The sequence below is a fragment of the Streptomyces sp. NPDC093568 genome (assembly GCF_044764945.1).
GTDB lineage: Bacteria > Actinomycetota > Actinomycetes > Streptomycetales > Streptomycetaceae > Streptomyces.
The window spans coordinates 490,809-503,153 of sequence record NZ_JBIWJD010000007.1 but is presented as its reverse complement, the minus strand read 5'-3'; the positions used below and the strand labels follow the sequence as shown (position 1 = coordinate 503,153).

Annotated in this window: 11 protein-coding genes; 5 read left to right on the top strand and 6 right to left on the bottom strand. The window is 72.4% G+C overall.

Features of this window, described 5'->3' with window-relative positions; all coding sequences use genetic code 11:
• Positions 1-6: 6 nt before the first annotated feature.
• Positions 7-1,392: an FAD-binding oxidoreductase gene (locus ACIRD7_RS28950; protein ID WP_403458164.1), complete on the bottom strand. Its 1,386-nt coding sequence runs from the start codon at positions 1,390-1,392 to the stop codon at positions 7-9.
• A gap of 157 nt (positions 1,393-1,549) precedes the next feature.
• On the opposite strand from ACIRD7_RS28950, the gene hemB reads away from it, so the two are divergent.
• Entirely contained in the window at positions 1,550-2,548 is a 999-nt protein-coding gene (gene hemB, locus ACIRD7_RS28945; protein WP_403458163.1) for a porphobilinogen synthase, read from the top strand.
• Positions 2,549-2,554: 6 nt separating this feature from the next.
• Here hemB and ACIRD7_RS28940 read toward each other — a convergent pair whose 3' ends face one another.
• Positions 2,555-2,734 carry a hypothetical protein gene (locus tag ACIRD7_RS28940; protein ID WP_403458162.1) on the bottom strand — a complete coding sequence of 60 codons (180 nt, stop codon included), beginning with the start codon at positions 2,732-2,734 and terminating at the stop codon, positions 2,555-2,557.
• A 269-nt stretch (positions 2,735-3,003) separates the two neighbouring features.
• Here ACIRD7_RS28940 and ACIRD7_RS28935 point away from each other — a divergent pair, with 269 nt between their 5' ends.
• Both ACIRD7_RS28935 and ACIRD7_RS28930 read left to right on the top strand, forming a co-directional pair.
• Complete coding sequence (locus tag ACIRD7_RS28935) at positions 3,004-4,227, top strand: PLP-dependent aminotransferase family protein (protein ID WP_403458160.1); 1,224 nt, start codon at positions 3,004-3,006, stop codon at positions 4,225-4,227.
• An 89-nt stretch (positions 4,228-4,316) separates the two neighbouring features.
• Positions 4,317-5,147, top strand: coding sequence for an arylamine N-acetyltransferase (locus tag ACIRD7_RS28930; RefSeq protein ID WP_403458159.1), 831 nt, complete (start codon positions 4,317-4,319; stop codon positions 5,145-5,147).
• A 15-nt stretch (positions 5,148-5,162) separates the two neighbouring features.
• Here the strand turns inward: ACIRD7_RS28930 and ACIRD7_RS28925 are convergent, their stop codons facing one another.
• The 3 genes from ACIRD7_RS28925 to ACIRD7_RS28915 form a co-directional block, all read right to left on the bottom strand.
• Positions 5,163-5,957, bottom strand: a complete 795-nt coding sequence (locus ACIRD7_RS28925; RefSeq protein WP_403458158.1) for a DUF4253 domain-containing protein — start codon at positions 5,955-5,957, stop codon at positions 5,163-5,165.
• Between the two features lie 63 nt (positions 5,958-6,020).
• Positions 6,021-6,947: a DUF2690 domain-containing protein gene (locus ACIRD7_RS28920; RefSeq protein WP_403458157.1), complete on the bottom strand. Its 927-nt coding sequence runs from the start codon at positions 6,945-6,947 to the stop codon at positions 6,021-6,023.
• Positions 6,944-7,753 (bottom strand): peptidoglycan-binding protein, encoded by an 810-nt coding sequence (locus ACIRD7_RS28915; protein WP_403458156.1) that lies wholly within the window; start codon positions 7,751-7,753, stop codon positions 6,944-6,946. Before ACIRD7_RS28915 ends, ACIRD7_RS28920 begins: the two co-directional genes overlap by 4 nt.
• 358 nt (positions 7,754-8,111) lie before the next feature.
• Here ACIRD7_RS28915 and ACIRD7_RS28910 point away from each other — a divergent pair, with 358 nt between their 5' ends.
• A complete protein-coding gene (locus ACIRD7_RS28910) occupies positions 8,112-8,579 on the top strand; it encodes a peptidoglycan-binding protein (protein ID WP_403458155.1) in 468 nt (155 codons plus the stop codon).
• 98 nt (positions 8,580-8,677) lie between these two features.
• On the opposite strand, the gene argS is transcribed toward ACIRD7_RS28910, so the two are convergent.
• Positions 8,678-10,432 carry an arginine--tRNA ligase gene (gene argS, locus ACIRD7_RS28905; protein ID WP_403458226.1) on the bottom strand — a complete coding sequence of 585 codons (1,755 nt, stop codon included), beginning with the start codon at positions 10,430-10,432 and terminating at the stop codon, positions 8,678-8,680.
• 143 nt (positions 10,433-10,575) lie between these two features.
• Between argS and lysS the strand changes: the two genes are divergently transcribed.
• The gene (gene lysS, locus ACIRD7_RS28900) at positions 10,576-12,318 is read left to right on the top strand and encodes a lysine--tRNA ligase (RefSeq protein ID WP_403458154.1); all 1,743 of its coding nucleotides are present in this window, start codon (positions 10,576-10,578) and stop codon (positions 12,316-12,318) included.
• Positions 12,319-12,345: the final 27 nt, after the last annotated feature.

The window sequence follows — 12,345 nt, the reverse complement described above, 5'->3', positions numbered from 1 at the left end:
GAGCCGCTAGGACGCGATCGTGTGGCCGAAGCGGAGCAGGTTGGCCGGGTCGTAGGTCGCCTTGTCCCGGCGCAGGCGGTCGTAGGCCTCCGGGGTCCACGCGCGGGCCCGGTCGGCGGTGCCGCCCGGGGTGCCGTGGAGGTTCACCATCGTGCGGCCCGTGCCGTAGGGCGCCATCGCCTCGTACAGCGACGTCGTGGCCCGCTCGATGGCCTCCGCCGCCGGTGGTGCGGCCAGGACGCCCACCGTTTCCAGGATGTAGGCCGCGTCCCGCGCGGAGATGGCGTCCTCATGGGCGGCGGGGCGGGCGAGGGCGCCGCCGAGGTGGCGGAGCTCCACCATGAGGAGGGGGTAGTCCCCGACCTCGGGGCCCGCCTGCGACAGGAACGTGCGGACCGCCTCGGGAGAGAGGTCGCGCAGCAGGGCGCAGCACTCCCGCGCGGGCAGCGGGTCCTGGGGCTCCATGTGGATGCGGTCCAGGGCCGTGTACGGCATCTCCTCCACCGTGTCGACGGCGACCGGCGCCGCCGCGCGGATCGGGGCCAGCAGGCGTTCACCCTCAGCCGGGTCGCCGGGCCAGGCGATCGCCACGCGGGCCCAGAAGCCGCCCCGCAGGGGTTCGGGGATCTCCGGGATGGGCGGCAGCCTGAGCAGCGTGAAGGCGCTGCACATCTCGTCGGGGAGGGTGCGCGTCCAGTCGGTCCAGGTGCGCAGCACGGCCTCGGCGTGTTCGCCGGGGCTGTAGACGCCGCCGCCGAGGATCGTGGCTAGGGGGAGCAACTCGCAGGTCATGGAGGTGACCACGCCGACGTTGCCCTTGCCGCCGCGCAGCGCCCAGAACAGTTCGGGCTCGTGCTCGGGGTCGCACTCGAGCAGCGTGCCGTCGGGAGTGGCGACCTGGAACGAGCGGACCAGGTCGGACGCGTAGCCGTAGGCCCGGCCCAGGACGGGGAGTCCGCCGCCCAGCGTGTAGCCGATCGAGCCGGCGTCCGTGGAGGTGCCGGCGAGGGCGGCCAGGCCGTGCGGTGCGGCCGCCTCCAGCACATGGCTCCATTTCGCGCCGGCCGCGACGGTCGCCAGGCGCCGGTCCGGGTCGACGCGTACGTCCGTCATGCGGGCCGTGCTGATCAGCAGGCCGTGGTCGATGGGGAAGTTCGCGCCGTGTCCCGTCGCCTGGACCGCGACCGGCGTGCCGGTGGCCGTCGCCCAGCGCAGGGCCGTCACGACGTCGTCGGCGCCCGTCGCGCCCACGACCACGTCGGGCGTGTGCAGGGCGGCCAGGTTGAAGCCGGTGACCTCGTCGGCGTAGCCGTCGTCGCCGGGGCGCAGGACCGGGCCGTGGATCTCGGACAGGGCGAACAGGCCGGGGATGTGGTGATGGGTGGCGGTCATCGCGGCCTCCGTGGTCGCGTACGGAGGGGATGGGCAGGCTTTGGGATGTTTTGGCTTTCTCCTCCAGGATGGACCCCGCAGTGGGGCCGCCGCATGCCGGGCCCGTCCCGACCGGCCGTCGGCAAAGGCGCTCCCGGGGCGGGCGTAGCGTAGGTGCATGACGACGTACGGATCCTTCCCCGGTACGCGGCCACGGCGTCTGCGGACCACCCCCGTCATGCGGCGCATGGTCGCCGAGACCAGGCTGCACCCCGCCGACTTCATCCTCCCGGCCTTCGTGCGCGAGGGCGTCAGCGAGCCGGTGCCGATCGCCGCGATGCCGGGTGTCGTCCAGCACACGCGGGACAGCCTGAAGAAGGCCGCCGCCGAGGCCGTCGAGGCCGGGGTCTCCGGGATCATGCTCTTCGGAGTGCCGGAGGAGGAGAAGAAGGACGCCCTCGGTACGCCGGGGACCGACCCGGACGGGATTCTCCAGGTCGCCATCCGGGACGTGCGGGCCGAGGTCGGGGACGACCTGCTCGTCATGTCCGACCTGTGCCTGGACGAGACCACCGATCACGGGCACTGCGGGGTCCTGGACGCGCAAGGGCGCGTCGACAACGACGCGACCCTGGAGCGGTACGCCGAGATGGCCCAGGTGCAGGCCGACGCCGGCGCCCATGTCGTGGGGCCCAGCGGGATGATGGACGGGCAGATCGGCGTCGTCCGCGACGCCCTCGACCAGATCGGCCGCGAGGATGTCGCCATCCTCGCCTACACCGCCAAGTACGCCTCCGCCTTCTACGGGCCCTTCCGCGAGGCCGTCGGCTCGTCGCTGAAGGGCGACCGCAAGACGTACCAGCAGGACCCGGCGAACGCACGGGAGTCGCTGCGCGAGCTGGCCCTCGACCTGGAGGAGGGCGCCGACATGGTGATGGTCAAGCCGGCCGGGCCCTACCTCGACATCCTGGCGCGGGTCGCCGACGCGGTGGACGTGCCGGTCGCCGCCTACCAGATCTCCGGTGAGTACTCGATGATCGAGGCCGCCGCCGAGAAGGGCTGGATCGACCGGGACCGGGCGATCCTGGAGTCACTGACCGGCATCAAGCGGGCGGGTGCCCGCAACATCCTCACGTACTGGGCGACCGAGGCCGCGCAGAAGCTGGGCCGGAGCTGACCCACGTCACCGGCCCTCGGGCGTCGGTGTCGTCGGTGCCGTGGGGCTGGTCGGGGTCGAGGGGCCCTCGTCGCGCAGGCCCTGGCCGTCCTCGCACGCGGTGAGCGTCAGCGCGGCGAGCGCCACCAGCGTGGCCGCGAGCAGCCGGGCGCGGGGGTGACGGGCGGGGGGTGCGGACGCGGACATCGGGTGGCCCTCTCCTTGCGTGGGGGTTGGGGTCCGTCCCAGCCTGCGTGATCATCCGCCCCGGCCGCCACCGTCGACCGGGAATTCGGGACGGACCAGCCGCGGGACATTCGCTGACCTGCTGGGATACCCCATCCCAACGGCTCGGCGTGGGACGCGAGGCGGCGGTGAGGTCCGTATCCCGGAAAGTCACTTGTAGGCGACACGTACTTCTCTAGGCTGCCCGGCACGAGCCCTCACCCCGCCCGCGCAGCACAAGGAGCCGTGTCATGACCGTCATCGAGCCCGCGCCCCGTCCCGCCCCGGCCGCCGTGCCGCCGCTCGCGGCGAGGACCGCGACCGTCGGCGGCTCGCCCGTGCGGGACATCCTCGCCGTCACCGCGCGACCCGAGGTCATCAACTTCGCGGGCGGCCTGCCGGCGCCGGAACTGTTCGACCGGGAGGGCATGGCGGCCGCCTTCCGGGACGTGTTCGCCGAGACGTCCGCGCGGGCCCTGCAGTACTCCACGACCGAGGGCGAGCCGGGCCTGCGCGCCGGGCTCGCCGCGCGCATGACCGAGCGCGGGCTCGCGACCGACACCGACGACCTGCTCGTCACCACCGGGTCCCAGCAGGGCCTGTCCCTGCTGGCCACCGCCCTGCTCGACCCGGGGGACACGGTCCTGGTCGAGGACCCCTGCTACCTGGCGGCCCTTCAGGTCTTCGGTCTCGCGGGAGCCCGTGTCGTCGCCGTGCCCGGCGACGCGGACGGGGTGGATCCGCTCGCGCTGGAGGAACTGGTGGCGCGGGAACGGCCGAAGCTCTTCTACACCGTCCCCACCTTCCAGAACCCGACCGGCCGGACGCTGCCCGCCGACCGCAGGGCCGCCGTCGCCCGCGTCGCCGCCCGGCGCGGCGTGTGGATCGCCGAGGACGACCCCTACGGCGAGCTCCGCTACGAGGGCGAGCACGTCCCCTGGATCGCCTCGTACCCGGGCGCCGAGGACCGCACGGTGCTGCTCGGCTCCTTCTCGAAGGTGATGGCGCCGGGGCTGCGGCTGGGCTGGCTGCGGGCACCGGCCGACCTGCGGCGGGCCTGCGCGGTCGCCAAGCAGGCCGCCGACCTGCACACCCCGACCCTCAACCAGCTCGCCGCCGCCCGCTGTCTCGGCACCCTCGACGCACACGTGGCCCGCGTCCGGGACGTCTACCGCGGACGCCGCGACGCCATGCTCGCGGGGCTGGCGGGGGCCCTTCCCGAGGGCTCGACCTGGAACCGGCCCGAGGGCGGCATGTTCGTCTGGGTCCGGCTGCCGGAGTCGTACGACGCGACGGCCCTGCTGCCCGAGGTGGTGCGGCACGACGTCGCCTACGTTCCCGGGGCGCCCTTCTACGCCGGGGAGCCGGACCGGTCCACGCTGCGGCTGTGCTTCGTGACGCAGACGCCGGAGGAGATCGGGGAGGGCCTGCGGCGGCTGGGGGAGGGGCTGCGGTCGCCGGGCCGGCGGGCTTGAGGACAGCTGGGGGTCCTAGGGCCATGGGCCCAGGGCGGGTCGGGCTGCGGTCCGCAGACGGGGCGAGCGCGCCTTCCTAGGCTGAGGACATGTCCGACACCCTGCGGTTCGACCTCGACGCGTACTTCCGGCGCATCGGCTGGGAGGGGGAGCCGCGGGCCGACCCGGCCACGCTGCGGGGCGTCCATCTGGCGCACCTGCGCGGCATCCCCTTCGAGAACCTGGACGCCCTGCGGCGCACCGCCCCCTCCCTGAAGATCGCCGACCTGATGGCCAAGCTCGTGCACAGCCGGCGCGGCGGCTACTGCTACGAGCACAACACGCTCTTCGCGCACGCCCTGGAGACCCTGGGCTTCAAGGTGACCCGGCTCGCGGCGCGCGTCGTCGTGGGCGCCGACCGCATCGAGAGCCGCCCGCGCACCCACATGGCGCTGGTCGTCGAGGCGCCCGGCGACCCGCGGCCGTATCTCGCGGACGTCGGCTTCGGCGCCGCAGGGGCACTGCTGGAGCCCGTGCCGCTGACCGCAGGCGTCGAGTTCCGGGACGCGGAACGCCGGCACCGGCTCACGCACGTGCCCCACGACGGGCCGCTCCAGCTGTGGGTGCTCCAGGCCCACGACCCGGCGAAGGACGACTGGGCGGACCAGTACGCCTTCACCCTGGAGCCGTTCGAGCAGCCCGACTTCGAGGTCATCAACTGGCACATCGGCACCAACCCGCGCTCCCCCTTCACCCAGCGCGTCTACGTCCGAGGCCTCACCGCCGAACGCCACCTCCTCCTGCACGGCCGGCTCCTCACCGAGACGCGGGCCGACGGGAAGGTCGTCGAGCGGGAGGTGACGCGGGAGGAGGAGGCGCGCCGACTGCTCGACGAGGAGTTCGGCATCGTCGTACCGGACGGGACGACCCTGCTGGGCTGAGGGCCGCGCGGCCCGTCAGTCCCACCAGAAGTGCCAGGCCGGCTGGTTGAGGAGGCGGTTCTCGGCGTAGGCGCGGATCGTGGTGTCGCCGCTCTGGAGCAGGTTGTCGGGGCAGAACGCGAAGTGCTCGGCGGCGACGGCCTCCGCCTCGGCCAGGGTGGTCGGCGGCAGCGCCACGGACACGAGCAGGTGGTCGAAGCCGAGCGCCACGACCCGTATCCCGAAGCGGTCCTCCCAGGAGCGGAGCACCGCGCAGAGGCGGGCGGTGTCCTCGTGGTTGGCCGGACCCGTCCAGCCGATCGCCGCCGGGACGTCCGCGCTGCGGCGGGCCGGGACGAGCGCCAGCCGCGGGTCCTCCAGCAGACCGCCGCTCTCGACCAGGGAGTCCGCGATCTCGGCGGCCGCCGTCTCCGCGTCGACCACGGAACCGGAGCCGGGGGAGGCGGTCAAGCCCGGCCAGTCCTGCTGCGTCTCCCCGGCCGCGTACTCCTCCCAGAGATCCGCCAGCACCTCCTCGGCGTCGTGATCCCCCGGGTACGACATGTCGCCCGGCACCAACTCCCAGCCCTCCGGGCCGCCATGGCGCCCGCTCCCCTCGACGACGACCGGCAGCAGGCCGGTCCGCCGGGCCGGGGCCAGCGCGGCCCAGTCGCCGGGCCGCGCCCGGTCGTCGGCGAGCCACAGCAGCGGCTCGTGCCACGGTCCCTCGTCGGTCCCGTCGAGGAGGCTCCCCGGCGGGAGTCGGAGCCCGAGAGCGGCGCCCGAGGGATCACTCGTCAGCTTCGGCAGCGGGTTCGGAAGTGTCGCCATGCCCGTGACTGTAGGGGGCGGCACTGACAACTCACCCGTCAGCGTGCTCCTTTCAACATGTGCTCACCCCAGCACCGTGCCGCCGAAGCACTCCGTACCGCCGCCCTCTGCCGGGAGGAAGCAGGCCCGCACGACCGTGCCCGGGCGGGACGCGGTCATAGGGGTGTAGACGTAGGAATGCGCGTCGACGCCGTCCCGGGTCTCCGCGCCGCGCACACGGCCATGGCTCTCGCCGCCTTCCCCGCCGCGCGCCGACACCTCCAGCCGGTCGCCGACCCGCGTCCCCCGCATCCCGGCCCAACTCGTCCCGCACGCCCGGCTGTAGCGCAGCTCCAGCCAGGCCCCGGTGGCGGTCCGGTACGAGGCGAGGGTGTCCGGCACCGAGGCGCACTTCATCAGCATCGGGCTCCTGCCCTCACAGCCCGCCTCCCGGCAGAGCGGTGCGGCGGCGGACGGAGGCGCCGACAGCGAGGCGCTCGGTTCGCCGTCCGGGTACGGCAGCAGCAGGACCACCGCGGCGACGCCCCCGACGACCACGGCGGACACCGACGCGAGCACCGCGACGAGCGTGGCACCGCGCTGCGCGTCCCGGCCGCGGCCGGTGTGCGGGGACTCCTCGGCAGGCGCGGGAGCCGATGCCGGCGGAGTGCGTGGAGACGGGGTGCGTGGGGACGGGGTGCGTGGGGACGGAGTGCGCGGAGACGGAGTGCGCGGAGACGGGGTGCGCGGCCCCTGCGCCGCCCGCCCGCTCCCCTCCGACTCCGCGATCTCCCACAGAGCCACACAGCGCCCCTCCGGCTCGCCGGCCAGACGGCAGAGCTCCCGTACCGCGTCCCGCGGTGGAAGCGTCCTGGCGTTGAGATAGCGGTCCCAGGACGACTTGCTGAACGCCGTCTTCGCCGCGAGCCCGGCCAGGCTCAGACCCGTGCGCCCCTTCAGCTCCCGCAGCACGGTCGCCAGCCGCGCCCGCTCCGGTGACGGCGCCGTCATCGTCGTAGGGCCTTCCAGGTGTGCGGACCGATGATGCCGTCCACGACCAGCCCCGCCCGCTGCTGCGCCCGCCGGACCGCGCCCTCCGTCAGCGGCCCGAAGATCCCGTCGATCACGCCCGGCGACAGGCCCGCCCGGCGCAGCAGACACTGCGCCTCGGCCACGTCGGGCCCCGCGTGGCCGTTCGCCAGGACGGCGCCCCGGGTGCGGCTGAGACCCGCGTACCAGTGGCCGTCGATCCGCTCCAGCCGGCAGATGTACGCCGGTGCCGCGGGCCGCGAGGCCGGCGGGGACGCCGGCCCGGCGGTCGCGGCGAGGGGAGTCGTCGGTTGCGACGCGTCGCCGGCGCTCAGCCGGACGGCGAGGAGGGCGGCCGTGGAGAGGGCCAGGACCAGCGCGACGGCCCCGGCGACCAGCGCGACCCGCGCCGAACGGCCGGGCTCCGGTGACCCGGTGGGCTCGATGACGGCTGCTGCCTCGACGGGGAGGAGCTCCGGCTCAGCGGCCGCCTCCTGGGGCGCGGCAGCCTCGGCTCGCCTTCTCGCCCACGCCTCCCCGGCGACCTCGCGCAACGCCAGCAACCGCGTCGGGTCCTCGTCCACGACCCGGGCCAGCGCCTCGACCGCCCGGGCGGGCGGAAGGCTCCTGCCGCCCAGATACCGCTCCCACGACTTCTGGCTGTACCCCGTCCGCGCCGCCAACTGCCGCAGAGTCAGCCCGCTGTGATCCTTCAGCCTGCGCAACCGCACCACCAACTGCCGTACGCGCGGATCCAGTCCGGCGGGCAGCACTGCCCAACGCGACATGTTCCCCCCATTCGCGTTCACGGTCCGGGCGCACGGTCCGTGGTCAGCGGCCCCCTCGCCCCTCGCCGCATTCTGCATCAGCATCCGCCGACCGCACCGGGAGCCGGTCGCCGCACGGGTACGGAATCGGCCAACGCCCGCCTCACGCGTCCCGCGCCGACGTCTCCGCGGCCGGCGTTCTCGCAGGTCAACGGGTAGGGCGTCCCGCGATGACGTCACTTGTGCGGCATTCGTGGTGGCCAACCGCCGCCCCGGCGCACTCTCGTTGCCGAACCGGCCGGCGCGGTCGGTTCGACCGTCGCACGTCTCGCAAGTACCGCAAGTTCCGCACGTACCGCACGTATCGGAGGGGAAAAGAATGCGAGCTCTGACGAAGACACTCGTCAGCCTCACCGCGGCCGTCGGCATCGCGGCCGGCAGCCTGGCGGGCGCGGGCGCCGCCTTCGCGGACTCCGCACAGGGCACCAAGCCGTCGGTGAGCGCAGAGGCCGCCGTCCCGCTCGCGGTGAACAACCTCGGACTGAGCAGCCAGCAGGCCAAGAACACCCAGTGCTTCCTGCGCACGGCTCCCGCGAGCTACACCGGCGCCATTGACGGGCTGCTGGGCACCAACAGCTGGAAGGCGATGCAGCGCTGGCTCAGGGAGTACTGGGACTACAACGACAGCATCGACGGAATCGTCGGCCCCAACACGATCAAGGCACTCCAGCGCATGCTGAAGCACGCTTGGGGCTACACCGGCGCCATCGACGGGATCGCCGGATCGGGCACCAAGGGCGCCTTCCAGCGGTTTGCCAACGACATGAGCGTCTTCTACCCCTGCTGAGCCGGACCCTCACCCGGTGAGCAGCAGACCGCGGCCCGTCCCTCCCGCGAGGAAGGACGGGCCGCGGTCTAGAGGTCCGGAGTTTGTCCCGAAAGCGCTCAGAGCCGCTCGGGCGTCCGGATGCCCAGCAGAGCCATGCCCTGGTGCAGCGTCCGGGCCGTGACATCGCACAGGAACAGCCGGTTCTCCACCTGCTCCGGCGTCTGAGCCTTCAGCACCGGGCACTTGTCGTAGAACGACGTGTACAGCGACGCCAGCTGGTACAGGTACGCGGCCAGCTTGTGCGGGGCGTACTCCGCGGCCGCCTCGAAGACCGTGTCGCCGAACGCGTCCAGGTGCAGACCCAGCGCCCGCTCCGCCGCGTGCAGCTCCAGCTCCGGATGCGCGGCCGGCTTCGCCTCGCCCGCCTTGCGCAGGATCGACTGGATCCGGGCGTACGCGTACTGGAGGTACACCGACGTGTCGCCGTTCAGCGACACCATCTGGTCCAGGTCGAACTTGTAGTCCCGGTTCGGCGACGTCGACAGGTCCGCGTACTTCACCGCGCCGATGCCGACCTGCGCGGCCCGCTCCTGGATCTCGTCCTCGGTGAGGTCCTGCGCCTTCTCCCGTACGACCTCGGCGGCCCGCTGCACGGCCTCGTCCAGCAGGTCCTCAAGCCGTACGGTCTCACCCTCACGCGTCTTGAACGGCTTGCCGTCCGCGCCGAGCACCGTGCCGTAGCCCATGTTGTGCGCCGTGACCGCGTCGGTCAGCCAGCCCGCCCGCCGGGCAGCCTCGAAGACCATCTTGAAGTGCAGCGACTGACGCACGTCCACGACGTACAGCAGCGATGTCGCGTGCAGGTCGAAGACCCGGTTGCGGATCGCCGTCAGGTCGGAGGCGGCATAGCCGAAGCCGCCGTCGGCCTTCTGCACGATCAGCGGAACCGGCTGGTCGTCCTTGCCGCGGATGTCGTCGAAGAACACCACCAGCGCGCCCTCGGAGCGCACCGCGACACCCATCTCCTCCAGGAGCCGGGCCGTCTCGGGCATGCCCTCGTTGTACGCGGACTCCCCGACGATCTCGTCGTCACGGATCTCCATGTCCAGCTTCTCGAAGACCGAGTAGAAGTAGACCTTCGACTCGTCCACGAACTGCTGCCACAGCTCCAGGGTTTCCTTGTCGCCGGACTGGAGCGCCACGACCCTCTTCCGGGCGCGCTCCTTGAACTCCTCGTCCGCGTCGAAGACCGCACGCGACGCCTTGTACACCCGGTTCAGGTTGCTCATCGCCTGCTCGCCGTCGACGTCGGCCGCGGGGGCCAGCTCGCCGGGGTGCTCGAACAGGTACTGGATGAGCATGCCGAACTGGGTGCCCCAGTCGCCGATGTGGTGCCGGCCGATCGTCTTCTCGCCGGTGAAGTCGAGCATGCCGCGCAGCGCGTCACCGATCACCGCCGACCGCAGGTGGCCGACGTGCATCTCCTTCGCCACGTTCGGCTGGGCGTAGTCGACGACCGTGATCCCCGCGTTCTCCTTCAGCGGCACGCCGAGCCGCTCGCCGTCCGCGTGCCGCGCGGCGAGGTTCTCCGTGATCGCCCGGTCGGCGACCGTGATGTTCAGGAAGCCCGGGCCCGAGACCTCGACATCCTTGATCACATCACCCGTGACGATGTTGCCGACGACCTCCGTCGCCAGCTCCCGCGGGTTCGACTTCGCCTTCTTCGCGAGGGCCAGGATCCCGTTGGCCTGGAAGTCGGCCCGGTCGCTGCGTCGGAGCAGCGGGTCCGCGGCGGCCTCCGGCCGGGTGGCCGAGAGGGCGTTCGCGAGGCGCTGCTGGACTTGAGCGGTGAGCGACGTGACCGAGGTCATGGGATGGGTGCCGTTCTCCTCGTGGGAATCGATAGACACGCTCAGTATCCCATGGGGGGTAAAGCGGTTTTCCCGGGCGCGATGCCGTCTGGGAGAATGGGGGCCGGCCGTTGACCGTACGGCTGCCCTGGAGAAAGAAGGACGTGCCGATCGTGGCTCAGAGCACCGAGACCACCGACTGGGTCTCCCGTTTCGCGGATGAGGTCATCGAGGAGTCGGAGCGTCGGGCCCCGGGCAAACCGGTCGTCGTCGCCTCGGGCCTCTCCCCCTCCGGCCCCATCCACCTGGGCAACCTGCGCGAGGTCATGACCCCGCACCTGGTCGCCGACGAGATCCGGCGCCGCGGGCGCGAGGTCCGGCACCTGATCTCCTGGGACGACTACGACCGCTACCGCAAGGTGCCGGCCGGCGTCGCCGGGGTCGACGAGTCGTGGGCCCAGCACATCGGCAAGCCGCTGACCTCCGTGCCGGCGCCGCAGGGGTCGTCGTACCCGAACTGGGCCGAGCACTTCAAGGCCGCGATGGTCGAGTCGCTCGCCGAGCTCGGCGTCGAGTTCGACGGGATCAGCCAGACCACGCAGTACACCTCCGGTGTCTACCGCGAGCAGATCCTGCACGCCATGAAGCACCGCGGCGACATCGACGCCGTGCTCGCCCAGTACCGCACCAAGCCCAAGGCCGGCGCCAAGAAGTCGCAGAAGCCGGTCGACGAGGCCGAGCTGGAGGCCGCCGAGGGCTCCGGCGCGGCCGGCGAGGACGACGGCAGCTCCGGCTCCGCCGGGTACTTCCCGTACAAGCCCTACTGCGGCAACTGCGAGAAGGACCTCACGACCGTCACCTCCTACGTCGACGACACCACCGAACTGTCGTACACCTGCAACGAGTGCGGCTTCGCCGAGACCGTCCGGCTGAACGAGTTCAACCGCGGCAAGCTGGTCTGGAAGGTCGACTGGCCCATGCGCTGGGCCTTCGAGGGCGTCGTCTTCGAACCGAGCGGCGTCGACCACTCCTCGCCCGGGTCGTCCTTCCAGGTCGGCGGCCAGATCGTCGGCATCTTCGGCGGCAAGCAGCCGATCGGGCCGATGTACGCCTTCGTGGGGATCTCCGGGATGGCGAAGATGTCGTCCTCGCGGGGCGGGGTGCCCACCCCGGCCGACGCCCTGAAGATCATGGAGCCGCAGATCCTGCGCTGGCTCTACGCCCGCCGCCGGCCCAACCAGTCCTTCAAGATCGCCTTCGACCAGGAGATCCAGCGGCTCTACGACGAGTGGGACAAGCTGGACGCCAAGGTGGCCGACGGCTCCGCCCTGCCCGCCGACATCGCCGCGCACTCCCGTGCCGTACGCACCGCCGCCGGCGAGCTGCCGCACACCCCGCGACCGCTGCCCTACCGGACCCTCGCGTCCGTCGCCGACATCACCGCCGGACACGCGGACCAGGCACTGCGGATCCTCTCCGAGCTGGACCCGGAGAACCCGCTGTCCACCCTGGACGAGGCCCGCCCCCGGTACGACAAGGCCGAGGCGTGGATCAACACGCAGGTACCCGCCGACCAGCGGACCATCGTCCGCGAGGAGCCCGACACCGAGCTGCTGAAGTCCCTCGACGAGGCCTCCCAGCAGTCCCTGCGACTGCTGCTCGACGGGCTCGCCGAGCACTGGTCGCTCGACGGGCTGACCCACCTCGTCTACGGCGTGCCCAAGGTGCAGGCCGGATTCTCCGCGGACGCCACCCCCAAGGAACTGCCGGCCGAGATCAAGACCGCCCAGCGGACGTTCTTCGCCCTGCTGTACCACCTGCTCGTGAGCCGGGACACCGGTCCGCGACTGCCCACCCTGCTGCTGGCGGTGGGGCAGGAGCGGGTGCGGACGCTGCTCGGCGAGTAAGCCGTACGGGAAAGGGGCCCTCTGCCG

Coding starts and splice junctions, on each gene's coding strand:
- ACIRD7_RS28925 (WP_403458158.1), bottom strand. CDS start 5,957: ATGGCGACACTTCCGAACCCGCTGCCGAAGCTGACGAGTGATCCCTCG.
- ACIRD7_RS28950 (WP_403458164.1), bottom strand. CDS start 1,392: ATGACCGCCACCCATCACCACATCCCCGGCCTGTTCGCCCTGTCCGAG.
- ACIRD7_RS28930 (WP_403458159.1), top strand. CDS start 4,317: ATGTCCGACACCCTGCGGTTCGACCTCGACGCGTACTTCCGGCGCATC.
- argS (WP_403458226.1), bottom strand. CDS start 10,432: ATGACCTCGGTCACGTCGCTCACCGCTCAAGTCCAGCAGCGCCTCGCG.
- ACIRD7_RS28920 (WP_403458157.1), bottom strand. CDS start 6,947: ATGACGGCGCCGTCACCGGAGCGGGCGCGGCTGGCGACCGTGCTGCGG.
- ACIRD7_RS28940 (WP_403458162.1), bottom strand. CDS start 2,734: ATGTCCGCGTCCGCACCCCCCGCCCGTCACCCCCGCGCCCGGCTGCTC.
- ACIRD7_RS28915 (WP_403458156.1), bottom strand. CDS start 7,753: ATGTCGCGTTGGGCAGTGCTGCCCGCCGGACTGGATCCGCGCGTACGG.
- ACIRD7_RS28910 (WP_403458155.1), top strand. CDS start 8,112: ATGCGAGCTCTGACGAAGACACTCGTCAGCCTCACCGCGGCCGTCGGC.
- ACIRD7_RS28935 (WP_403458160.1), top strand. CDS start 3,004: ATGACCGTCATCGAGCCCGCGCCCCGTCCCGCCCCGGCCGCCGTGCCG.
- hemB (WP_403458163.1), top strand. CDS start 1,550: ATGACGACGTACGGATCCTTCCCCGGTACGCGGCCACGGCGTCTGCGG.